20 protein-coding genes and 1 pseudogene are annotated in these 24,612 nt (G+C 40.9%); 16 read left to right on the top strand and 5 right to left on the bottom strand.

The annotated features are described in order from the left end of the window. Nucleotides 1-36: 36 nt before the first annotated feature. Nucleotides 37-1,896: an SLC13 family permease gene (locus tag KTR07_RS10310; RefSeq protein ID WP_113748418.1), complete on the bottom strand. Its 1,860-nt coding sequence runs from the start codon at nucleotides 1,894-1,896 to the stop codon at nucleotides 37-39. Nucleotides 1,897-2,241: 345 nt separating this feature from the next. On the opposite strand from KTR07_RS10310, the gene KTR07_RS10305 reads away from it, so the two are divergent. Beyond that, entirely contained in the window at nucleotides 2,242-3,864 is a 1,623-nt protein-coding gene (locus tag KTR07_RS10305) for an ATP-binding protein (RefSeq protein WP_118336839.1), read from the top strand. A 227-nt stretch (nucleotides 3,865-4,091) separates the two neighbouring features. Beyond that, nucleotides 4,092-5,412: pseudogene (locus KTR07_RS10300) on the top strand (IS4-like element ISBthe3 family transposase). Between the two features lie 209 nt (nucleotides 5,413-5,621). On the opposite strand, the gene KTR07_RS10295 reads toward KTR07_RS10300, so the two are convergent. Both KTR07_RS10295 and KTR07_RS10290 read right to left on the bottom strand, forming a co-directional pair. Then, nucleotides 5,622-6,767 (bottom strand): iron-containing alcohol dehydrogenase, encoded by a 1,146-nt coding sequence (locus KTR07_RS10295; RefSeq protein WP_008763097.1) that lies wholly within the window; start codon nucleotides 6,765-6,767, stop codon nucleotides 5,622-5,624. 77 nt (nucleotides 6,768-6,844) lie between these two features. Then, nucleotides 6,845-6,985, bottom strand: a complete 141-nt coding sequence (locus KTR07_RS10290; protein WP_172685113.1) for a hypothetical protein — start codon at nucleotides 6,983-6,985, stop codon at nucleotides 6,845-6,847. A gap of 358 nt (nucleotides 6,986-7,343) precedes the next feature. Between KTR07_RS10290 and trpB the strand changes: the two genes are divergently transcribed. From trpB to KTR07_RS10225, 13 genes are all read left to right on the top strand, one after another. Continuing rightward, nucleotides 7,344-8,528: a tryptophan synthase subunit beta gene (gene trpB, locus KTR07_RS10285; protein WP_217315368.1), complete on the top strand. Its 1,185-nt coding sequence runs from the start codon at nucleotides 7,344-7,346 to the stop codon at nucleotides 8,526-8,528. A gap of 44 nt (nucleotides 8,529-8,572) precedes the next feature. Continuing rightward, on the top strand, nucleotides 8,573-9,979 hold the full coding sequence (locus KTR07_RS10280; protein ID WP_062695923.1) for an anthranilate synthase component I family protein: 1,407 nt from the start codon (nucleotides 8,573-8,575) through the stop codon (nucleotides 9,977-9,979). A gap of 68 nt (nucleotides 9,980-10,047) precedes the next feature. Beyond that, the gene (locus KTR07_RS10275) at nucleotides 10,048-10,614 is read left to right on the top strand and encodes an aminodeoxychorismate/anthranilate synthase component II (RefSeq protein WP_008763094.1); all 567 of its coding nucleotides are present in this window, start codon (nucleotides 10,048-10,050) and stop codon (nucleotides 10,612-10,614) included. A gap of 4 nt (nucleotides 10,615-10,618) precedes the next feature. Continuing rightward, on the top strand, nucleotides 10,619-11,617 hold the full coding sequence (trpD, locus tag KTR07_RS10270) for an anthranilate phosphoribosyltransferase (RefSeq protein WP_008763093.1): 999 nt from the start codon (nucleotides 10,619-10,621) through the stop codon (nucleotides 11,615-11,617). Nucleotides 11,618-11,695: 78 nt separating this feature from the next. After that, nucleotides 11,696-12,478, top strand: coding sequence for an indole-3-glycerol phosphate synthase TrpC (gene trpC / locus KTR07_RS10265; RefSeq protein WP_008765048.1), 783 nt, complete (start codon nucleotides 11,696-11,698; stop codon nucleotides 12,476-12,478). A gap of 30 nt (nucleotides 12,479-12,508) precedes the next feature. Next, nucleotides 12,509-13,132, top strand: a complete 624-nt coding sequence (locus tag KTR07_RS10260) for a phosphoribosylanthranilate isomerase (protein ID WP_008765047.1) — start codon at nucleotides 12,509-12,511, stop codon at nucleotides 13,130-13,132. 18 nt (nucleotides 13,133-13,150) lie between these two features. Beyond that, complete coding sequence (trpA, locus tag KTR07_RS10255; RefSeq protein WP_008765046.1) at nucleotides 13,151-13,921, top strand: tryptophan synthase subunit alpha; 771 nt, start codon at nucleotides 13,151-13,153, stop codon at nucleotides 13,919-13,921. Between the two features lie 265 nt (nucleotides 13,922-14,186). Continuing rightward, nucleotides 14,187-15,227, top strand: a complete 1,041-nt coding sequence (locus KTR07_RS10250; RefSeq protein WP_008765045.1) for an asparaginase — start codon at nucleotides 14,187-14,189, stop codon at nucleotides 15,225-15,227. 212 nt (nucleotides 15,228-15,439) lie between these two features. Next, nucleotides 15,440-17,902, top strand: coding sequence for an LruC domain-containing protein (locus KTR07_RS10245; RefSeq protein ID WP_011107306.1), 2,463 nt, complete (start codon nucleotides 15,440-15,442; stop codon nucleotides 17,900-17,902). 242 nt (nucleotides 17,903-18,144) lie between these two features. Further along, nucleotides 18,145-18,510, top strand: a complete 366-nt coding sequence (locus KTR07_RS10240; protein WP_008763087.1) for a PleD family two-component system response regulator — start codon at nucleotides 18,145-18,147, stop codon at nucleotides 18,508-18,510. A gap of 12 nt (nucleotides 18,511-18,522) precedes the next feature. Next, nucleotides 18,523-19,683: a sugar transferase gene (locus tag KTR07_RS10235; RefSeq protein ID WP_061473145.1), complete on the top strand. Its 1,161-nt coding sequence runs from the start codon at nucleotides 18,523-18,525 to the stop codon at nucleotides 19,681-19,683. A 15-nt stretch (nucleotides 19,684-19,698) separates the two neighbouring features. Beyond that, a complete protein-coding gene (locus KTR07_RS10230) occupies nucleotides 19,699-20,613 on the top strand; it encodes a glycosyltransferase family 2 protein (RefSeq protein WP_061473146.1) in 915 nt (304 codons plus the stop codon). Then, nucleotides 20,595-21,218 carry a DapH/DapD/GlmU-related protein gene (locus KTR07_RS10225; protein ID WP_113748412.1) on the top strand — a complete coding sequence of 208 codons (624 nt, stop codon included), beginning with the start codon at nucleotides 20,595-20,597 and terminating at the stop codon, nucleotides 21,216-21,218. The genes KTR07_RS10230 and KTR07_RS10225 overlap by 19 nt, the downstream gene beginning before the upstream one ends. A gap of 582 nt (nucleotides 21,219-21,800) precedes the next feature. On the opposite strand, the gene KTR07_RS10220 is transcribed toward KTR07_RS10225, so the two are convergent. Next, nucleotides 21,801-22,412: a response regulator transcription factor gene (locus KTR07_RS10220; RefSeq protein ID WP_008763083.1), complete on the bottom strand. Its 612-nt coding sequence runs from the start codon at nucleotides 22,410-22,412 to the stop codon at nucleotides 21,801-21,803. Beyond that, nucleotides 22,402-23,106, bottom strand: a complete 705-nt coding sequence (locus tag KTR07_RS10215; RefSeq protein WP_008763082.1) for a hemerythrin domain-containing protein — start codon at nucleotides 23,104-23,106, stop codon at nucleotides 22,402-22,404. Before KTR07_RS10215 ends, KTR07_RS10220 begins: the two co-directional genes overlap by 11 nt. A 203-nt stretch (nucleotides 23,107-23,309) precedes the next feature. Here KTR07_RS10215 and KTR07_RS10210 point away from each other — a divergent pair, with 203 nt between their 5' ends. Then, a complete protein-coding gene (locus KTR07_RS10210; protein ID WP_008763081.1) occupies nucleotides 23,310-24,485 on the top strand; it encodes a phosphoribosylaminoimidazolecarboxamide formyltransferase in 1,176 nt (391 codons plus the stop codon). Nucleotides 24,486-24,612 lie beyond the last annotated feature (127 nt).

Here is a 24,612-nt window from a genome sequence, read left to right as displayed (position 1 = left end):
AGTTGCTATAACGTTATGCTAATTCCCTTCTATCTGTCAGAATGGGAAAATCAGAGGCAGCACCAATATCATCACAATTCCCATGATAATCTGCAACGGTAATCCCACTTTTATATAATCCATAAAAGTATATTGTCCGGCAGGCATCACCAGCGCATTAGGCGGTGTAGAGAACGGAGAAGCGAAACACATACTTGCACCCACCGTCACGGCAAACAGGAAAGGAACCGGACTAACTCCGATCTGCATAGCACTTTGCAAAGCAATCGGGGCAAGCAAGACAGCAGTAGCGGTATTACTGATAAACATAGTCATTAATGACGTTGTAAAATAAATACCAGCCATCAATGCTACCGGTCCGTAAGATCCAAGCCCACTTACCAAAGTATTGGAGATGTACTCCGAAGCGCCTGTTTTCTCTAATGCCAAAGACATAGGAAGCATAGCTGCAATCAATACAATACTTTCCCAGTTGATTGTTTTGTAAGCTGCTTCCACATTACGGAAACATCCCGTCAGAACCATCAGGATACCAGCTATCATAACTGCCGTAACCGGCGCAACCGGAATAAAATCGAATACCATCATTGCCACCATCAATACCATGATAGCAGCAGCAACGGGTGCTTTATAGTCCAACGTTACTTTAGCCGCTTCTGCCAAAGGCTGTCCCAACACCACCCAATCCGAATCTTCCTTACTAAGCCGGGCAATATTACTCCACGTCCCCTGCACTAAAAGCACATCACCACTATGAATCCGCTCATTACCCAAATCCTGCAACAGATATTCCTTTTTACGACGGATACCTAATACATTCACATTAAACTTATCACGGAATCCGGACTCTTTAATAGTCTGATTGACCAGATTGGAAGCAGGCATCAATACAATTTCGGCAATACCGATATCATAAAAATCAAGCGAATTAGTAGTGCTTCTTGTCTCTTCCGTAGCATGATCATCAAGGATATCCAGCAGATAATCTTCGGCAAACTGCTGCACTTTATCAAATTCTCCCGTCACATACAGAATATCTTCCGCTTCCAGCATAGTATCCGGTTCGGCAAGTTTCTGAGTAATAGTCTTCAGAAAACGGTGCTGCGAAGCGTCTCCACGACGGACTTCCATAATATTAAGTCCATATTTACGACGAATATCCAGATCGAGGATGGTCTTTCCCAAAAGGCGGGAGTCTTTGATCACCTGCATACGGAACAGATTACTGGAAAGACCATATTCATTCACCAACTGTTTCAGTGACTTACCCGAACGGCTGTTATCATCTTTCTGTCCTTTTTTAGAAAGAAACCATTTACTAAGCGGCATCAGAACCAACGTACCGACAGCCACACTTACCAGACCTACGGGCAGGAAAGTAAAGAAAGAAAGCGGTTCGAAGCCTGCGGAAGTCAATGTATTTTGTATAACAAGGTTGGGCGGTGTACCGATCAGCGTCATCATGCCTCCCATACTACTGGCAAAGGCCAACGGCATCAGCAACCGGCTCGGATTCATTTTGGCGCTCATCGCCAGACTGACCACAATGGGAAGCATCAATGCCACCGTCCCGGTATTACTGACAAACGCACCGATAGCGGAAGTTACCAGCATAACAAGCAAGAACAGGCGAATTTCACTGTTTCCAGCAAGTTTAAGAATACGCGAACTAATCATTTTTGCCAGTCCTGTCTGAAAAATAGCTCCGCCCACGACAAACAGTCCGATCATCATAATGACTACCGAATTGGAGAAACCGGAAAGGGCTTCGTCGGGTGTTAATATCTGAAAGATAAGCAAAGCTACCAATGCACATAGTGCCACAAGATCCGAGCGTATCTTACCGTTTACAAAAAAGATAGCCGAAAGAACGAGAATGATAATGGTTATCAACATAAGCAAAAAATAAAATGATTGTTTTATCCTGAATGTATCAAAGATTTATTTTGGAAGAGCAAAATTAAAAAATACTTTGCCGTTATAAAAACAAATTAGAATTGTTTTTGGTTCACGGGACATCATTTAATATTTTAATACATTCTTACTCTTTACGAAAATGCGTTCCATTAAAAACATTTTAAAACCAAACCGGAAATAGAAGGCACCAAAGTTCTACTAATCAGACAAGGTATTCCTTTTAGAAAGGTTTCATAAGGCTGACATACAATATATTTCAGAAATTCCCTTTGTGAATTACAAAAAATGCATATATTTACCACAGATTTAGTACAAACATAAATTATGGCAAACAATATACTATCCGTTATATGGATTACAGACCAGCATTGGAGTTATTATTATTTACTAATAGGCTTTTTACTCCTGATCATCTGCTTTTTATTATACAGACTACGACAACTTAAAAAGAATATAGGAAAAGAACAGGATTACTATCATTCTTTATTCGATATACTCGATAACCTCCCTTTCCCTATTATGGTAAAAGATATCCAGGATAGTTTCCGATACTATTACTGGAACAAAGGATCCGAACTGCAATCCGGCATTAAGCGGGAAGAAGCAGTAGGATGCACAGATTATGAAATCTATGGAGAAGAACGGGGCAGAAGATACCGGGATGTAGATGAATCACTTGTACAGGCAGGCAAGGTATACCGTGCAGAAGAAAGCTACAGCACAGTAGACGGAATAGTACATGATACGATTGCCGTAAAATCGATTATCAAATGGAAGGAAAAGAAAAAATGGCTGTTAGTGACCCGATGGGACATCACCCGGCTAAAAACTTACGAACGGGAACTGATCGCCGCTAAAGAAGAACTGGAAAAAGCGCTGAACAAACAAAAGTTAGCCTTGAAGAGCGTCAACTTCGGGCTCATCTATATCGATAAAAATTATCTGGTACAATGGGAAGAAACAACGCAAATTGCCAGCCTCGTGAAAGGAAGGCATTATACACCGGGACAAATCTGTTACAAAACAAGTGCACTCCGGGATACTCCATGCGGACAATGCGCCTTTCAGAAAGCGATTGAACAAGGAAAAATCATACGCCATACCATCCGGATAGATCAGGTAGACTTTGAGGTGACAGCTACTCCGGTTTATGATAATGAAGGAACAGAAATCATCGGTGGTCTGTTGCGCTTCGAAGACATCACCGAAAAGGTAAAAATGGACAAGATGCTACAGGAAGCAAAAGAAAAAGCAGAAGAATCAAACCGTCTGAAATCAGCTTTTCTTGCCAACATGAGTCATGAGATACGTACTCCATTGAATGCGATTATTGGATTCTCTGACATGATTTGCCAAACAGGTGAAGAGGAAGAGAAACAGGAATACATGAAGATAGTGTCCAGTAACAATGAATTATTACTGCAATTGATAGATGATATTCTCGATCTTTCCAAAATCGAAGCCGGTACGATGGAATTTACCCTTGCCCCTACCGATATCAATGATCTGATGGAGGGCATTTGCAGGCAAATGCAGGAGAAAAACACTTCCCCCGACGTGGCAATCACCTTCACGGAGAAAGCGGAAGAATGTATTCTCAACACAGACCGCGTACGTCTTTCGCAAGTAATCATCAACTTCACAAACAATGCGATGAAGTTCACTCCGAAAGGTTCCATTCAAATGGGATACCGGATTGACGAAGCAAAAGATGAAATCTACTTCTATGTAAAAGACACGGGAATCGGGATTCCGGCGGATAAAATAAACGAGGTATTCGAACGTTTCGTCAAGTTAAATACATTCGCAAAAGGTACGGGACTTGGTCTGGCTATCTGCCGGGTGATCGTAGAGCGCTTAGGCGGCACTATCGGAGCAGATTCTAAAGAAGGAGAAGGTTCGTGCTTTTGGTTCAGACTTCCGATAACCCAAAAATCAAATAATTAACTGTAAATGGCTGTACACACTAATTCATACTTGTACAGTTTTACTCCTTTCTGTTTAGGAATGAACTAAACAGTAGTACACAATAGTAACTCCATTCTCCTCCTTCGGGAAGCTACCCTTTATACACAAGTATATATTATTTTTTTTATCTTTGCTTGATGTTATTAGAGACAGATCAAATTCGTGATCCTCGGCTTTTGCGGCGTTTAAACTTAATTTGCTCTCAGATGGTTGTCCATCAAAGTGCTATAGTGAATCAATTTAGTAAGGAACATAAAGAAAAGATGGGTGCTTATAGATTTTTGAACAATTCCTCAGTCAGCTCTGATGCTATCTTATCAGGTCTGATACACACTTGCTGTAAGAATGCTTCCGGTCGTCAGCATTTACTGTGTATTCAAGATACCTCGGAGATAAACTATGAGGCTCATGTTGAGCGAATGAAGAAAAAAACAGCCAGTCCCGGCATTGTCGGTCAAAAGCAATGTGGTACTTTTTTGCATCCTGTCTTGGTAGTGGATGCCTCCAGTCATATTCCTATAGGCTTTTCTTCGGTTAAGCAGTGGAATCGCTCACCGGCTGCTTTAAGTCGTGAAGAACGTAATTACAGATATCAGCCTATAGAAGAAAAAGAGTCATATCGTTGGATAGAAAGTGGAATGGCTGCCAGTGAGCAAATGCCCCGGGATGCAGTTAAAACGATCATCGGTGACCGTGAAGCGGACATTTTCGAGCTTTTCAGCCGTATCCCTTGATAATGTTCACTTGCTGATACGTTCTGTTCATGAAAGGAATTGCCGGTTGGATGATCCAGACTGTTCTGTCCATCTGAATACATTAATGGAGCAGGCTGTTCTACGGGCAGAGTATAGCTTTGAAGTGCTCCCGGGAAGCGGACGTAAGAAACGGGTAGCGTGCATGGAACTTCGCTTTGAAAGAGTCACCTTGTGCGCTCCTGTTAACGGTCCGGCAAAGGGCAGTCCCCCTGTTAGTCTTTATTGCATACATGTTAAAGAAAAATCTTCCAGTACACCGGTAAATGAGAGCCCTATTGAATGGAGACTGCTAACTACACATGTGGTGGAGACTGTAGAACAAGCAATTGAATGTATCGGTTGGTATCGTTGTAGATGGCTGATTGAAGAGTTGTTCAGAGTGCTCAAAAGAAAGGGATTCATGATTGAGGACGCACAGTTGGAAACTGTTTCGGCATTACAAAAACTAATCTTAATTTCCTTGCAGGCAGCCCTGCAGGTGATGGTACTCAAACTTTCTTTTGATAAAGAAGATGAAAAACTCTCTTCAGAAATCTACTTTACAAGCAAAGAAATAGCATTATTACATATAGTAGGAAAAAAGAGTGAGGGAAATACAAAAATACAGCAAAATCCATATAAAAAAGAATCAATGGCATGGGCAGCATGGATTATTGCAAGGTTAGGAGCATGGAGTGCATACAAGAGCCAGTCCATTCCAGGATATATTACCTTTAAGAATGGACTGGATAGATTTTATACACAGTTTGAACTGTATGAGTTAATCAGCTAAGACTTGTGTATAAAGGGTAGCTTCGGGAAGGAGGAGTGGTCGAAGACCGAGGTGGTAGGAAAAACAATGTTTATACCTATTTCTTTGTAAATGACAGGATTATGTATTCACCTACCACCTCCCCCTACGGGTACTCCTCCTTCCCGAAGGAGGAGAATTGAAGATAGAACCGACTATTATTTAGTTCAAAACAGTGTCAAAAGAAGCGATCAGAGGGCAGCCTCCAATATTTTACGGGCAACGGCTCCTGTCACATTCTCATTTTCTCCATACTTGGCACCACGTTCATTAAACCGGCGTTCAATTTCCAAAACGGTTTCTTCACCGATATTTTCTTCATGCAGACGGGTAGTCAAGCCTAATGAACGGAAAAACTCTTCAGTACGATCAATTGCTTCATCAATGCGTTCTTCTTTCGTTCCGGAAGTAATTCCCCATACTCTTTCACCGTATTGCACCAACTTGTCTCCTTTCGCTTCCCGAAGGACACGTAAAGTTGCCGGGAGAATAATCACCAGCGTATGCCCATGTGTCAGTCCATGCAATGCAGTGATTTCATGACCGATCATGTGAGTTGCCCAGTCCTGAGACACTCCCATTGCAATAAAGCCATTCAACGCCATTGTTGCAGAAAGCATGAAATCTGCCATAAGCTGATAATCATGCTGGTTCTCACGAATCTTTGGAGCTATTTCTACCAGAGTTTGCAAGATACCTTCCGCCCAACGGTCCATCACACGGCTTTGTCCGGCAACTGTCATGTATTGCTCCATCACATGAACGAATGTATCCGCCAATCCGCACGCCACCTGATGAGGAGGTAGAGTAAAGGTTACTTCCGGATCGAGAATAGAGAACAATGGGAAATTGGAATAAAAAGGATATTTTTCCTTGGTTTCGTGACGGGAGATGACAGCTCCGTTATTCATTTCCGACCCAGTGGCAGGAAGCGTCAATACGGTAGAAAGCGGAACAGTCTTGGTAACCGGACGTCCGGCAAGTACCAAATCCCATGCATCACCGTCATATAACAAACCCGCAGAAATCAATTTCGTACCATCAATCACAGAACCACCGCCTACAGCCAATAGATAATCGACTTTCTGTTCCTTGCCCAAAGCAATCGCCTTGCGAAGCGTTTCAATGGCCGGATTAGGCTCAATGCCCCAAAACTCTATCGTAAAATGGTCTTTAAGCGCTTCTTTTACCTGATCATACACGCCATTCTTTTTCACGCTGCCTCCGCCAAAAGTTATCATAATACGTTTGTCGGATGGTATTTCTTTGCTCAGCCGGGCAATCATTCCATGCCCCATAATCAGCTTTACGGGATTCTGAAAGATAAAATTTTCCATATCTGTCTATTGTTGTTATTTTGGTTATTAGTGACTAACCTTGCAAATATACGCCAATTATCTGAAACCTGTCGGAATCAGGCAATGAATTGTTGCAAGGCCGAAGGAACCATAGCGGACAGCCAAGGTTTCATATCTTCAGCTACCAATAACCAATAAAGCAATAATATAATAAAAATGGTAATAGCGATACCTACTAAGACTTTTCTCTGTTTCATAATTGTTTTTCGTTTAAATATTCAATATTTATAAGAACAGATCAGGCAGAAAATTGTTCTATATCAGAAAAATGAAGGGGAAAAAGAAAAAAAGTAAGATTTTGTTTGTTGTTTCAAACAAAGTGTCTATATTTGCCCCCGATAAATAACAAAAGACAATGAGAACAATGTTAGTAAATACATATTGGTGGTGGCGCCCGTTACAACTCCGACAGTCGTAAGGGAGCAGTGCTCGTATGTATATACCTCATTAAAGATATAACAAATTTGAAAGAGCCCTGTCGCAACCTGCGACAGGGCTCTTTTTATTTGCCCGTTTTTGAAAATCGAATAAATAATAATAAATAAAAATAGGATTATGAAAAGTTTTTTAGTTGATCAGGATGGTTATTACGGAGAGTTCGGCGGCGCTTATGTTCCGGAAATTCTCCACAAATGTGTAGAGGAACTGAAGAATACGTACCTCGAAGTGCTCGAAAGCGAAGATTTCAAAAAGGAATTTGACCAGTTGCTGCGTGACTACGTAGGCCGCCCTTCCCCACTCTATCTCGCCCGCAGACTTTCAGAAAAGTATGGTTGCAAAATGTATCTGAAACGGGAAGACCTGAACCATACAGGTGCCCACAAAATCAATAATACTATCGGACAGATTCTGCTGGCACGCCGCATGGGCAAGAAACGTATCATCGCCGAAACAGGAGCCGGACAACACGGCGTTGCAACAGCTACCGTATGTGCTTTGATGGATATGGAATGTATCGTCTATATGGGTAAAACGGACGTTGAGCGCCAGCACATCAATGTCGAAAAAATGAAGATGCTGGGAGCTACCGTAATCCCGGTCACTTCCGGCAACATGACACTGAAAGATGCGACCAACGAAGCAATCCGCGACTGGTGCTGTCATCCTGCCGACACTTATTATATCATCGGCTCAACAGTAGGTCCCCATCCTTATCCCGACATGGTGGCACGCCTGCAATCCGTAATCAGCGAAGAAATCAAAAAACAACTTATGGAGAAAGAAGGACGTGATCACCCTGATTATCTGATAGCCTGTGTAGGTGGAGGAAGCAATGCCGCCGGAACGATTTATCATTATATCAATGACGGACGGGTAGGCATCATTCTGGCAGAAGCAGGAGGAAAAGGAATAGAAACCGGAATGACCGCCGCCACTATACAGCTTGGGAAAATGGGCATTATCCATGGAGCCCGTACTTACGTTATCCAGAACGAAGACGGACAGATTGAAGAACCCTACTCTATCTCCGCCGGACTGGACTATCCGGGAATCGGACCGATACACGCCAATCTTGCCGCTCAAAGACGGGCTACCGTATTGGCTGTCAATGATGACGAAGCAATAGAAGCCGCTTATGAACTGACCAAACTTGAAGGAATCATTCCCGCACTGGAATCTGCCCACGCACTGGGTGCGCTGAAAAAATTGAAGTTCAAACCGGAAGATGTGGTTGTACTGACCGTATCGGGACGTGGCGACAAAGACATTGAAACTTATTTGTCTTTCAATGAAAAGTGATTATCAACATCTAGTTTTGTAGTTTGAATTTAGAAATTATAAAAATGAAAACATTCAGTTATACAGCCCATAGCAAACAGGTACTCGGAGATATGCACACTCCTGTCAGTATCTATCTGAAAGTACGTGATATGTACCCACAATCTGCATTGATGGAGAGTTCCGATTATCATGCAGGAGAAAATTCCCTCTCGTTCATCGCTCTTTGTCCGCTGGCAAGTATCGGTGTCAATAGCGGAATAGTCACTGCTAGTTATCCTGACAACAGTCGGAAGGAAGAGCCGCTCACCCAATCATTCACGGTAGAAAAAGCGATGAATCAATTCATCAGTCAGTTTCAAGTGACCGGAGAAAACAAGAATGTGTGCGGACTTTACGGATACACCACATTCAACGCAGTGAAATACTTCGAACATATCCCGGTGAAAGAAAGTCATGATGAGCAGAATGATGCTCCGGACTTGCTATACATATTATATAAGTATATCATCGTTTTCAATCATTTCAAGAATGAATTGACATTGGTAGAAATGCTGGGCGAAGGTGAAGAAAGCGGTTTGCCGGAACTGGAGGCCGCTATCGAAAACAGAAATTATGCTTCTTATAATTTCTCGGTGACAGGTCCTGTCAGCAGCCCGATCTCCGATGAGGAGCATAAAGCGAACGTTCGCAAGGGTATTGCCCATTGTATGCGTGGTGATGTTTTTCAGATTGTCCTTTCCAGAAGATTCATCCAGCCTTATGCCGGAGATGATTTCAAAGTCTATCGTGCTCTTCGCAGCATCAACCCTTCTCCTTATCTTTTCTATTTCGATTTCGGAGGATACCGCATTTTCGGTTCTTCTCCGGAGACTCACTGTAAAATTGAAGACGGACGTGCCTACATCGACCCGATTGCCGGAACAACCCGCCGTACCGGAGATACGGTAAAAGACCGCGAATTGGCGGAAGCACTGCTTGCCGATCCGAAAGAGAACGCGGAGCATGTGATGCTGGTTGATCTGGCAAGAAATGATCTTTCACGTAATTGCCATGATGTACGGGTATTGTTTTATAAGGAACCACAGTATTACAGTCATGTGATTCATCTGGTCAGCCGCGTGAGCGGTCAGCTGAATGAAGGGGCGGATAAGATTAAAACTTTCATCGATACTTTCCCTGCGGGAACGTTGAGCGGAGCACCGAAAGTACGCGCCATGCAGCTGATCAGTGAAATCGAACCTCATAACCGCGGTGCTTATGGCGGCTGTATCGGCTTTATCGGACTTAACGGAGAACTGAACCAGGCAATCACCATCCGTACTTTTGTCAGCCGTAATAACGAGTTATGGTTCCAGGCCGGAGGCGGTATCGTTGCACGCAGTCAGGATGAATACGAGTTGCAAGAGGTAAACAATAAATTAGGAGCTCTTAAAAAGGCTATCGATTTAGCTGTTAATTTAAAAAACTAACTGTTCAGAGCGATCTGCCTGATAAGTCAGAAACAGTATTTGAACAACAATTTTACAATAACAATAAAATGAAAATATTACTTTTAGATAACTATGATTCTTTCACCTACAATTTGCTGCATGCAGTGAAAGAACTGGGAGCTACAGACGTCGAAGTAGTCCGCAACGACCAGATAAACCTTGATGAAGTGGAACGATTTGATAAGATCATACTTTCACCGGGGCCGGGAATACCCGAAGAAGCAGGCTTGCTATTGCCCATTATCAAACGATATGCACCGACAAAGAGTATTTTAGGCGTTTGTCTGGGACATCAGGCCATCGGCGAGGCTTTTGGTGCACGACTGGAAAACCTGAAAGAAGTATATCACGGTGTACAGACACCGATCAGCATCCTGCAGAAAGACGTACTTTTTGAAGGGCTGGGCAAAGAGATACCTGTCGGACGTTATCATTCCTGGGTAGTCAGCCGGGAAGGTTTTCCCGAGTGCCTGGAGATAACTGCTGAAAGTCAGGAAGGACAAATCATGGCATTACGTCACAAAACCTATGATGTACATGGCATCCAGTTCCATCCCGAATCCGTACTGACTCCGCAAGGAAAAGAAATCATCAAAAACTTCTTAAACGAATAAACTTATGAAACAGATTCTATATAAACTTTTCGAACACCAATATTTGGGACGCGATGAAGCACGTACTATCCTGCAAAACATCGCACAAGGGAAATATAATGACGTACAGGTAGCATCACTGATTACTGTCTTTCTGATGCGTAATATTTCTGTCGAAGAATTATGCGGATTCCGTGATGCATTATTGGAAATGCGGGTTCCGGTTGATTTGAGCGAGTTTGCTCCGATCGATATTGTCGGTACGGGAGGAGATGGAAAAAATACGTTCAACATTTCTACGGCGGCCTGCTTTACAGTAGCCGGAGCAGGTATTCCGGTAGTAAAACATGGCAATTATGGAGCTACTTCAGTCAGCGGTGCCAGCAATGTGATGGAGCAACATGGGGTTAAATTCACAAGTGATGTTGATCAGATGCGGCGCAGCATGGAACAATGTAATATTGCTTATCTGCACGCTCCTTTGTTCAATCCGGCACTGAAGGCAGTTGCCCCGATCCGTAAAGGATTGGCGGTACGTACATTCTTTAATATGCTCGGTCCGTTGGTCAATCCGGTGTTGCCGACTTATCAGCTTTTAGGCGTGTATAATCTTCCACTTTTGCGCCTTTATACCTATACTTATCAGGAGAGTAAGACTAAATTTGCCGTTGTACATAGCCTGGACGGATATGATGAGATTTCTCTGACGAACGAGTTTAAGGTAGCTACCTGTGGCAATGAGAAGATTTATACTCCGGAAGGTCTCGGATTTGCACGTTATCAGGATACTGATCTGGATGGTGGACAGACACCGGAAGATGCTGCTAAAATCTTTGATAACATCATGAACAATACAGCTACGGAAGCACAGAAAAACGTGGTTGTTATCAATGCAGCTTTCGCTATTCAAGTAGTTCGTCCGGAAAAAACGATTGAAGAGTGCATCGCCCTCGCTAAAGAATCACTAGAAAGTGGCCGGGCATTGGCTACACTGAAGAAATTCATTGAATTGAATAATAAGTAATAGGTAATAAGTTATAAATGATAAGTGGTAAAGGATGAATATGCGATATCCTTTGCCTTGATTCTAAATTTAAGATTAATGAAAGATATATTATCCGAAATTATAGCTAACAAACGGTTTGAAGTCGATTTGCAAAAGCAGGCTATTTCCATCGAACAGTTGCAGGAAGGTATCAATGAAGTTCCGGCTTCCCGTTCTATGAAACGGGCATTGGCTTCTTCCGATTCCGGTATTATAGCCGAATTTAAGCGTCGCTCGCCATCCAAAGGGTGGATCAAACAGGAGGCACGTCCCGAAGAAATTGTTCCGTCATACCTTGCGGCAGGTGCTTCCGCCCTCTCTATTCTCACTGATGAGAAGTTTTTTGGAGGAAGTCTGAAAGATATTCGTACAGCACGTCCTTTGGTCGATGTGCCCATTATAAGAAAAGACTTTATCATTGATGAGTATCAGTTATATCAGGCAAAAATTGTCGGTGCGGATGCCGTACTTCTTATCGCCGCCGCACTGAAACAGGAAAAATGTCAGGAACTGGCAGAGCAGGCGCATGAACTGGGACTGGAAGTATTACTTGAAATCCATAGTGCGGAAGAGTTACCTTATATTAATAGCAAAATTGATATGATTGGGATTAATAATCGCAATCTGGGTACTTTCTTCACAGATGTAGAAAACTCTTTCCGACTGGCAGGACAACTTCCACAAGATGCGGTATTAGTATCAGAGAGTGGCATTTCCGATCCGGAAGTGGTAAAACGTCTTCGGACCGCCGGATTCCGGGGATTCCTCATCGGAGAGACATTTATGAAAACTCCGCAACCGGGAGAAACTCTGCAGAACTTTCTGAAAGCCATCCAATAAATATATGAACTTCCAAAAACGGACAGCCCTATGATCAACGGAAAAATCATCAAAGTATGCGGTATGCGTGAAGCCCAAAATATACGGGATGTGGAGTCACTACAAAGAGTGGATATGATGGGATTTATCTTCTATCCCAAATCTCCCCGTTATATCTACGAACTTCCCGCTTACCTACCTGTTCATGCCCGCCGTGTCGGAGTTTTTGTAAATGAAGACAAAGATGTAATCACGATGTACGCCGACCGTTTTGGACTGGAATATATCCAGCTCCACGGCAAAGAATCACCGGAATACTGTCAGTCATTGCGCACCTCCGGCCTGAAAATCATCAAAGCTTTTTCTGTAGCTCGTCCGAAAGATTTGAATCACGTAAGCGAGTATGAAAAAACTTGCAATCTTTTCCTGTTTGATACGAAATGTGAGCAGTATGGTGGCTCAGGAAACCAATTCGACTGGAACATTCTGCATACCTACAACGGACAAGTTCCATTCTTATTGAGTGGCGGCATCAACTCACACAGTGCCAATGCATTGAAAGCATTCGACCATCCCCGTCTGGCAGGCTACGACCTGAACAGTCGTTTCGAACTGAAGCCCGGGGAAAAAGATCCGGAACGAATCCGGATATTTCTAAATGAACTAAAGTCATAAAATTAAATTCTCAAAATCATGAACAGAATTAATCAACTCTTTAATAGCAACAAGAAAGACATCCTTTCTATTTATTTTTGTGCAGGTAATCCTACCCTTGATGGAACAGTCAATGTCATCCGTACTCTCGAAAAACATGGCGTCAGCATGATTGAAGTCGGTATTCCATTCAGTGACCCTATGGCAGACGGCATCGTTATCCAGAATGCCGCCACTCAGGCATTACGCAACGGAATGTCATTGAAAATCCTTTTCGAACAATTACGAAACATTCGCCAGGAAGTAAGTATTCCATTGGTATTTATGGGATACTTAAACCCTATTATGCAGTTCGGATTTGAAAACTTCTGCCGCAAATGCGTGGAATGCGGAATAGACGGCGTTATCATCCCCGACTTGCCTTTCAGAGATTATCAGGATCACTACCGTATCATTGCCGAACGTTATGGAATCAAAGTAATCATGCTCATCACCCCGGAGACCAGCGAAGAGCGGGTACGTGAGATCGATGCACATACAGACGGATTCATCTATATGGTTTCATCCGCAGCAACTACAGGCGCACAACAAGACTTTAATGAACAGAAACGTGCCTATTTCAAAAAGATCGAAGATATGAATCTGCGCAACCCGCTAATGGTTGGTTTCGGTATCTCCAACAAAGCTACTTTTCAAGCAGCTTGCGAACATGCTTCCGGAGCTATCATCGGTAGCCGCTTTGTCACTCTGCTTGAAGAAGAAAAAGATCCGGAAAAAGCCATTCTAAAACTGAAAGATGCGCTTAAATAGACATAAGAAATAGTCAGACAAATGGTAGCTAAAATAGCCGGGCAGTATCGTTTTGCTTTGCATAACCATTCTTTCCAAACAATTTTAGCTACTTGACTATTTTTACAACTCACTTGATTTTTTCTTTTAATCCATCGTATAATTACGCATAAATATTCAGATTTATAACATTTCACTGCAAACTACGAACAAATTCATCATTTACTATTCATAATTCGCAATTAATCTATATCTTTGTCAGCGTTTTAACAGAAATTCATCAATTATGAGAGTAGAGACCCCTTCCGTTTTGTTAATTTACACGGGTGGAACTATCGGAATGATAGAAAATCCGGAGACAGGTGCCTTAGAAAACTTTAATTTCGACCATTTGCTCAAGCACGTTCCTGAGCTGAAAAGATTCAACTATCGCATTTCCTCCTATCAATTCGATCCTCCTCTCGACTCCTCGGATATGGAACCAGCTTACTGGGCAAAACTTGTAAAGATCATCAACTATAATTACGACTATTTCGATGGCTTTGTAATTTTGCATGGAACGGATACAATGGCCTATACGGCTTCTGCCCTAAGTTTTATGCTCGAAAATCTGAGTAAGCCTGTTATTCTGACCGGTTCTCAATTGCCAATCGGAACGCTGCGTACGGACGGAAAAGAAAATCTGATCACTGCAATCGAGATTGCTGCTGCCAAGAATCCGGACGGTACAGCTATTGTCCCCGAAGTATGTATTTTCTTTGAAAATCACTTGATGCGGGGTAATCGTACCACAAAAATCAATGCTGAGAACTTTAATGCCTTCCGGTCTTTCAATTACCCGCCATTGGCACGCGTAGGCATCCATATTAAATACGAGCCCAACCTTATTCGCAAACCGGACCCGGACAAACCACTAAAGCCACACTATCTGTTTGATACGAATGTGGTAATATTAACTCTTTTCCCCGGCATCCAGGAGGAGATCATTCATTCACTACTCCATGTCCCCGGATTGAAAGCGGTCGTCATGAAAACATTCGGATCAGGAAATGCACCGCAAAAAGAATGGTTCATCCGGGAATTAAAAGAGGCTACTGATCGTGGAATTATCATTGTTAACATCACACAATGTGCTTCCGGAGCAGTAGAAATGGGACGTTACGAGACCGGAATGCATCTACTCGAAGCAGGTGTTATCAGTGGATATGACAGTACTCCCGAATGTGCTGTAACTAAACTGATGTTTTTGCTGGGACACGGACTATCTAATAAAGACATCCGATACAAAATGAACTCTTGTTTAATAGGGGAAATTACCAAACCCTAAAAAAAAATCTCTATAGTAATCTCCTGATTTTCATTCTATAATATTTCTGCAAAAGAAAAAATCAGGAGGTTTTTCTTTCGTTTTTCATATAAAGCGAACCAAAACGGAATTATCGTTGCTTTTTACACAAGAAATATCAATAAATACATCTTTAATCCAAAATATACAACTATCTTTGCAGCAAACAAAAAAACAATCAAACAATAGACATTATGATGAAAAAAACAATTCTGCTTACATCTATTATTGCGATAGCAATAGTAAGCATGTTATCCAGTTGCGTAGATTCCGAGAAGGATCTATATGATCCGTCTTATCAGACAGCCAATCCAATGGGAGACGGTTTTGCTGCACCGGATGGATTTGACTGGAATATGACTACAACTAGTATTCTAAACATAGAAATTGATGATGAACTTTACAACCAAATAGAAATATTGGACGCAAATCCATTTTCAACGTCTGATTACCATATACTTGCCAAAGGAGTTGCCAAGAAAGGTCAAGCTTTTTCACAAGAAATAAATTATACAGAAGGAACTAATTACCTATATATTCGTAAGACAGACTCTAGAAGCAGAGTGTCTATTAGTACATGGGATGTATCTAAAAATAAAGAATTTGTAGGTTCAAGGACTACAAGAGTTGCAAAAGCGACCATCGGAAGCTATAATATTCCAGAAAAATATCCCGAAGAAACTTATGATACCACAGGAGCTATTGAACTTACAGGTAATACTAATTGGAATCAATCAAATCATCATTTGGAAGCAGGCAAAAGCTATATCATAAAAAACAAATTTAATGGTGAAATCAACCATACCAGTGGATATTTGAATGGCGGAAGATTTACCATATTTGTAGAAGGTGAATGGACACCCTCGCAAAACCAAATACAAAGTGCAGATATTATTATTTTGAAGGGTGGAAAAATCAACACCGATTCATTCACGAGTTTTCTTATTGCTGACAACTCAATATTAACGATTCAATCAGGCGGAAGTCTTATTGGCAATAACATCAATCTTGCTGCCATAGGAGTATTACTGAAAAATTTTGGAACAATTAGTGTCAATAGTATGAAGGACTTGAATACGACGTCTATTTTATACAATGCTCCTAAAGCCACAATTAATGTTACAGGAAAATCTGTTGCTTCTTGGGAACAGTCCGTATTTACCAAAGGAGCTATTTATAACTTTGGAGAATTGACTATTCAAGAAGGTGCATTAAAGTTTAATTCTCAAGATGCAACATGCTATTTTTATAATGGAACTGAAGCAACAATTAATACTCCAACTTTCATTATAGGTGGGATTGGTGTAAATGATGGAACTGTTAATGCTCAAAAAATAAGTAATGATAATGGCGGTAACCCTACTTTTACTAATAATTGCAGTCTTTATGCCCAAAATTCTTTCGAATTCGGAGGAACAAGCGGAACTATCATAATGAATAAAGGTATATTGGCTGGTGGCGTAGAAAATGGTACTTTTATAGCTATTCCATCTTTTAAATGCGGTAATAGCGGAAGCACTTTTGAACTGAATAATGGTTCTATGATAAAAGCAGAGATAATGGATATTCCTAATGTCACTTTTAAAGCTGCCGGAACTCGTTCATTAATAAAATCCACAAAAAGCATATCTACTGGTTGGACAACTAAGTTCAATGGTAATTTGGATATTGAATGCCCGGAAGGGGAATTCGCCAAAGGGGTACCTGCCAATAACCCTAATTACATTATGGAAAATTCAGTAGAATTATATATCCCGAATGGTTCCAAAACAATCATTACTTCATGTGGTGAACTTTCAGAAATACCTGACCCTACCCCTGACCCGGAAGATCCTGAATTCCCTATTGAAGTGGAAGACAACAAAGATTATACTTACCTCTTCGAAGACCAATGGCCACTATATGGAGATTATGATATGAATGATATCGTTCTGACCATTCAGAAAAGGAAAATATATACTAATAAAGAGAATAAAGTAACAAAATTCGAGTTAAGTATTGACTTATCCGCAGCCGGAGCAACCAAAAGCATCGGAGCAGCTATTATGCTGGACAATGTACCCGCCAATGCCATTACACAGTCAGTTGAATTCAGTGACAATACTCTTGCCAAGAATTTCAATCTAAATAATAACAATATCGAAAGTGGTCAGGATTATGCTGTGATTCCTCTGTTTGATGATGCTCATAAAGTATTGGGAAGAGATCGGTATGAGCAGATTAATACTGTCTCAGACTATGCAGGCAATACCAAACCTAAGAATATCAGTTTCTCCATTACCTTCAATAATCCGACAATATCAGCAGATGCTTTTAATGTCAACAATTTGAATGTCTTTATCATCGTAGACGGCAACAGAAACCCACGTAAGGAAATACATGTTGCAGGCTATCAACCAACCAAACTCGCAAACACCGATCTGTTTGGCGGAAACAACGATAACAGTCATCATGGCAGCAAAAAATATTATATCAGTAAAGAGAATCTGGCATGGGGTATCATGGTTCCTTCCAATTTCAAATGGCCTTTAGAGTATGTAAATATCAAAACTGCTTATTCACAATTCAGCGACTGGGTAACGAGCGGTGGTACAGAAAATGAAAAATGGTGGAATGATTTTGATGTAAACAAGGTATTCCAAACAAATAAAAACTAATCTCCCTTATCAACACGGATTTCATAAAAAAAATGAAATCCGTGTTTTTTTTCCTCACTAAACGTATCAGATATATTCTATTAATAAATAAAAATAATAATCTTCATGAATTTTACTTCTGCTAATTGGAAGTTTATTCTAAAATTATATATATATTTGCACGAAGTGAAACAAAGGCAAGAGATTCAATTTAATCTATATAAATCAAGTAGCAAAGCAAGCGATAGAAAGGTTCTATTTGTATGAAAAAAAAGATACTATTAGTTGACGATAAAGCGACTATTGGAAAAGTTGCAAGTATATATTTAGGCAAGGATTACGACGTTATGTATTTGGAGAATCCTATTAAAGCAATAGATTGGCTTAATGAAGGTAATGTACCCGATCTCATTATTTCCGATATTCGTATGCCGTTAATGAGAGGAGATGAATTCCTCAGATATATGAAAGCCAATGAGTTATTCAAGTCAATTCCTATCGTTATGCTGTCCAGCGAAGAAAGTACTACGGAAAGAATCAAATTACTGGAAGAAGGGGCAGAAGACTATATTCTGAAGCCATTCAATCCTTTGGAACTAAAAATCCGAATCAAAAAGATTATCGACTAATACAGCCTTTAAATGCAATATTTTGTTTACATAGGCAGACACAACAAAACAATAGAACTGTTTTCGAAATTAAGTACCGGAGTATTCTATGCAGCACCAAACTGCTATAAGGCAACTAAAGTGCTAGACAAGATACGAGAAAAATACGACGCAGCTTTATTTATTGAGCAGGTAGAATTATCAAAAGATATCGCTGATATTCGCTCTATACGAAAAATGTATCCAGGGCTTTATATGGTACTGGTTATAGATTCCATTACTAAGGAAGAAGCTACAGAATACTTGAAGGCAGGAGTTAATAACACGATTAAGTACGAAACCAACAGTGAAGTACTGAAAGATCTGTCAACTTTTCTCACACGTAGAAAAGAACAAAAAATAGCAGCACTGCAACTCCAAACACAGAATTTAAAAGCCTTTCGCCTGCCTTCATGGAAAAGAATCTTCGATATATTCTTTTCCGGAATAGCACTACTTTTCCTTTCTCCTCTTTTAATAGCTACTGCTATAGCCATTCGCTTGGAGAGCAAAGGACCGATTATCTATAAATCCAAACGTGTAGGAAGCAATTATCAGATATTTGATTTTCTCAAATTCCGTTCGATGTATACCGACGCTGATAAACATCTGAAGGATTTCAATGCTCTCAACCAATACCAACAGGAAGAAGAAGAGGAAGAAGATATATGGGGAGAAGAATCCTGTGTCTCTGAAGAAGCAGACGAAGAAGAAATTCTCCTGATATCCGACGATTTTGTAATTTCTGAAGAAGACTATATCCACAAGAAATCAAAAGAGAAAAGTAATGCTTTCGTAAAACTGGAAAATGACCCCAGAATCACAAAGATAGGACGTTTTATCCGTAAATACAGCATTGATGAATTACCACAGCTTATCAATATCCTCAAAGGAGATATGTCTATAGTGGGCAATCGTCCCCTCCCACTCTATGAGGCAGAGTTACTGACTAGTGATGAACACATTGATCGTTTTATGGGACCAGCCGGTCTTACCGGGCTGTGGCAGGTTGAAAAAAGAGGTGAAGCGGGTAAACTCTCCGCAGAAGAACGCAAGCAACTGGATATCCAATATGCAAAAAACTTCTCTTTCGGACTGGACATAAAAATCATTCTGAAAACAGTTACTGCATTCGTTCAAAAAGAGAACGTATAACTCCTTCACTACAGGATGGACTACTTTATCTACATAGCAGACGATTTCTTCTTTTTGTGTATAGGGCTTTTGCTCCTATACCTTTTCATATTGGCTGTTGCCTCACATTTCAAACATTCCAATTATCCCAAAGCCAGAAAACAATATCAGTGTGCCATATTAGTTCAGGACGGAAGCCTCCTTCCTTTCATGTATCAACAGGAAGCATATGAATTCATCACATATAAAGATTTGCTGGAAGCAATTAATTCATTAGATAAAGAACGATACGAATTAGTCATCCTTCTTTCTGATAAAGCCAGTGCTTTATCACCCCATTTTCTGGAAAAGATTTATAATGCCTACGATGCCGGAATACAGGCAATGCAGTTACACACGATCATTAATAATCATAAGGGAGTACGGAAACATTTCCATGCTCTATCCGAAGAAATCAATAACAGTCTTTTCAGATCGGGGAATACTCAGATCGGCTTTTCTTCAAGTCTTTTCGGAACCAATATGGCTTTCGACTTAGAATGGCTACAGAAGAATCAAAGAACTGCCAAAACAAATCTCGAACGAAAGTTATTCAAACAGAATATATATATTGAATATCTGCCGGATGTGATTGTACACTGTGACTCCGCCCCTGTTTATCCCTATCGCAGGCGCATACGGAAGACCCTCTCTTATCTATTGCCGTCTTTATTAGAAGGCAACTGGAATTTCTGCAACCGTATAGCCCAGCAGCTGATACCTTCTCCGATGAAATTATGCACCTTCATCAGTATTTGGACTTTATTGATAACAGGATACCACTGGACCTCGTCACTCAAGTGGTGGATATTGCTTTTAGGATTGGCAATCACATACAGTCTGGCAATACCGGATTATTTAGTAGAAGATAAAAAGAAACAAAAACATTCAATATGGAAAAAAGGACACTGAAACTGCGAATCAAACAAAATCCGGCTTTGAAACAAGTCGTACATCGTTTTATTATGCATCCTGTAAAGACACGCCCCAACTGGTGGATACGCCTTTTCTATTTTGTATATCTGAAACGTGGAAAAGGTTCCGTGATTTATCGCAGTGTCCGCAAAGACCTTCCTCCTTTTAATCAGTTCTCGCTAGGGCGCTATTCGGTAGTAGAAGACTTTTCCTGCCTTAATAATGCGGTAGGAGATTTAATCATTGGAGATTATACCCGCATCGGATTAGGAAATACCATTATCGGTCCGGTTCTTATAGGAAATCATGTGAATCTTGCACAGCATGTAACAGTCACAGGACTTAATCATAATTATCAAGATGCGGAGAAATCAATCGACGAACAGGGAGTAAGTACACAGCCTGTCACTATTGAGGATGATGTATGGGTAGGTGCAAACTCAGTCATACTGCCAGGAGTTACTTTAGGGAAACATTGTGTAGTGGCTGCCGGAAGCGTTGTCAGCCGTTCCATCCCAGCATACTCTATTTGTGCCGGTTGCCCTGCCAAAGTGATCAAATCATATGATTTCGCAACGAAAGAGTGGAAAAAAGTAAAATGATATCCACCACTAATTATTAATAGTGAGAGCAACTACGCAATATACCTTATAAAGGGGATTGTGACAGATACAGAAACGCACTATCTTTGCAGTATCAGAATTGAATTAATTAGTCATAATTTTATTACGTAGCCACATTTAAGTAAAAATGAAATAGGGTCCCGCCGAAGCGATTTCGTCGGGATTTTATTTTATACACTCCTGGCATTAGCAATCCCGGTATTTATATACCTTTCGGCTCCCCTGCGTCTATAAACAAAAAACGAGTCAATTCCTAGAAGGGAACCACTCGCCACAGCATCAGAAAAGCCAAAAAGGCTTTTCTTTTATTACCTCAATTCCTGAAAACTAATCTTCTTTTTACCTTTTAAACTTCTTACCTATTGTTATCCTTTTTACCTTTTACCAAAAAATGTCCTATTGAACACTAAAAAATTTAATACCTTAATTATTTAAATCTAATACCTTAATAATCTTTTCTTTTACCTTTTAAACTAATAGCAATTTCCCAATTGCACTGCAAAGGTACGAAAAGATTCCGTGTTCGCAAACGGCTTCAGATTTTATAACATTCTTTTAAGGTTATAAATCTTTCACATCATTTAGCGTAACAAGCTTATTTACAATAGCATAAATAGTCAGGCCAGCCGCACTGTGTATCTGTAGCTTTTTGCTGATATTTCTCCGGTGAGTAATGACAGTGTGAATAGACAAGAAAAGATTCTCTGCAATCTCTTTATTCGTCATACCTTTCACCACACAGATCACTATCTCTTTCTCCCGTTGGCTAAGCGTTTCCTGATTGTCAAGCTCCTCCTCTTCCGAAGCCAGATTTAGCAGACCATGAATCTTTTTAGAAAGAATATCCAGATCATCAAAGATAGAAATCGACTCATCATATTTAGTCAGCAAAGAGGCATCTACAAAAGAGCTAACCAAAGCAATCAAACGTATTTTCTTACCGGCAGTTTCTTCCCGGAACTTATTTACATCAAAGTAGTCACCAAAAGTAGGATTTACAATCAGCATTTCCGGATATTGCGTACGCAGGCAATCACTCAGAGCCTCTACTGAAAGTAATTCTATAGGTTGCACCTTCACATTAGGAAGACGCTTCAATGCAGCGGTCAGCCCACCCCGGATAATCACTGAGGTTTCGGCGATCGCAATTCGAATGGCTTCGTTATTTTTCATTTTCCCTAATCCTCCTTTCCAACTTCAGAATGGCAGGAACAAAAATATAGTCTTCAACCTTGCAGTGAGATTCCAAACCGGCCTCACAGGCGTATATATCGAAAAGAGCCGCATTCAACAGATTCTCATTGGCTTTGGCAGGACAATATTTAATGATGATATTTTTCAGTTCTGTCAGCTTCTCTCCCACCTGGTCATGATGCTTGGAGAATGTGCTAATCTGATAATTCCGGGGAGCATTGCCATTTATCAGCGCATCCACATATTTGAATACCGTTTTCTCCTCATAATCCATGTGTTTACGTACCTCTCGTGTATATTCATCAAAGAACTTAAGAATCAGAAAAGCTACATCATCCTGCGAACAGTCAATCGCTTCAATCAGTTTACGGCGAATGGCAGGAAGAGAAAAGTCCAGAAAGTAAATATGGGCTTGCCGCAGATAATCGATTAGTGCAGGTATAGAAATATCCTCACTGCTTCCATCCATCCGCGAAAAGCCTTCAGACATAAAGTTGACTACAATCAGAAAAGTCCTGCAATCTACTCCATTAAGCTCGCAAACTTCTTTCACTGTTTTGTCACCAAATCCCAACGAAAGGCCGAAACGGCTCATCACTTGCAACAAGGAATAGTTATCACTGATGAGATCAATCATCTTATCAGTTGGTTTGTATTTTTGCAAATTATCCATTTACACCTATTTATATTAGAGACTGCAAAGAAACGGAATATTTCGAGGATATGCAATCACCACAAATAGGTATTTTCGCTACCCACAGTTTCCCCAATACTAATTACTTGTTACTAATTTATAACAGGAGGCTAGGCTGGCTATTCTTTTTTTAGTAATTTTGTCGCTATCAATTTGTAATCAGTAATTCATAATTAAATAATATGGCAAACGAACTCGAACTGAAATACGGCTGCAACCCAAATCAAAAGCCTGCCCGTATCTTCATGAAAGAAGGCGAACTACCCATTGAGGTATTGAACGGACATCCCGGTTACATCAATCTGCTGGATGCATTCAACAGTTGGCAGTTAGTAAAAGAACTGAAAGAAGCTACCGGACTTCCGGCTGCCGCATCATTCAAACACGTCAGCCCGGCAGGTGCTGCTGTTGCTGTAGAAATGAGTGACACACTGAAGAAAATCTATTTTGTGGATGATGTAAAACTGTCTCCACTGGCAACAGCCTATGCACGCGCACGCGGTGCCGACCGTATGTCTTCTTACGGAGACTTCATCGCATTGTCCGATACTTGTGATGAAGAGACTGCACGCATTATCAACCGTGAAGTATCCGATGGTGTGATTGCACCGGATTACACTCCCGAAGCTTTGGAAATCCTGAAAAATAAAAGAAAAGGAACTTACAATGTGATCAAGATAGATCCGGCTTACCGCCCGGCTCCTATCGAACACAAAGATGTTTTCGGAGTGACTTTTGAGCAAGGCAGAAACGAACTGAAAATAGACGAAAGTCTTTTGAAAGAGTTACCTACACAAAACAAGGAAATTCCGGCTGAAGCCAAACGTGACCTAATCATTTCTTTAATCACCTTAAAATATACACAATCCAATTCCGTATGTTATGCAAAGGACGGACAGGCGATTGGTATCGGTGCAGGACAGCAGTCACGTATTCACTGCACGCGCCTTGCAGGAAATAAAGCAGATATCTGGTATCTCCGCCAACATCCGAAAGTAATGAATCTGCCCTGGATTGAAAAAATCCGCCGTGCAGATCGTGATAATACTATCGACGTTTATATTTCAGAAGATCATGATGACGTATTGGCAGACGGCGTTTGGCAACAGTTTTTTACAGAAAAGCCGGAAGTACTGACCCGCGAAGAGAAACGTGCATGGCTGGATACAATGACTGGCGTAGCTTTGGGCTCTGACGCATTCTTCCCCTTCGGAGACAATATCGAACGTGCACACAAAAGCGGTGTAAGCTATATCGCACAACCGGGAGGTTCTGTACGAGATGATCATGTTATCGGTACATGCGACAAGTACAATATGGCAATGGCATTCACAGGCATTCGCTTGTTCCATCATTAATCGTTTTCTGCTATATTTTAAGATTTATATCAGGTTTGTTGGCTTTAACCTATTTATAGATCCGAAACGTTATGCTATCCCCATTTATAATGAGAATAAAGCAATTATTCCACTATAAATGGGGATT

Source organism: Bacteroides sp. MSK.20.82, assembly GCF_019052485.1.
GTDB lineage: Bacteria > Bacteroidota > Bacteroidia > Bacteroidales > Bacteroidaceae > Bacteroides > Bacteroides thetaiotaomicron.
The sequence above is the reverse complement of the archived record's forward strand: the minus strand, read 5'-3'. Positions and strand labels throughout refer to the sequence as shown.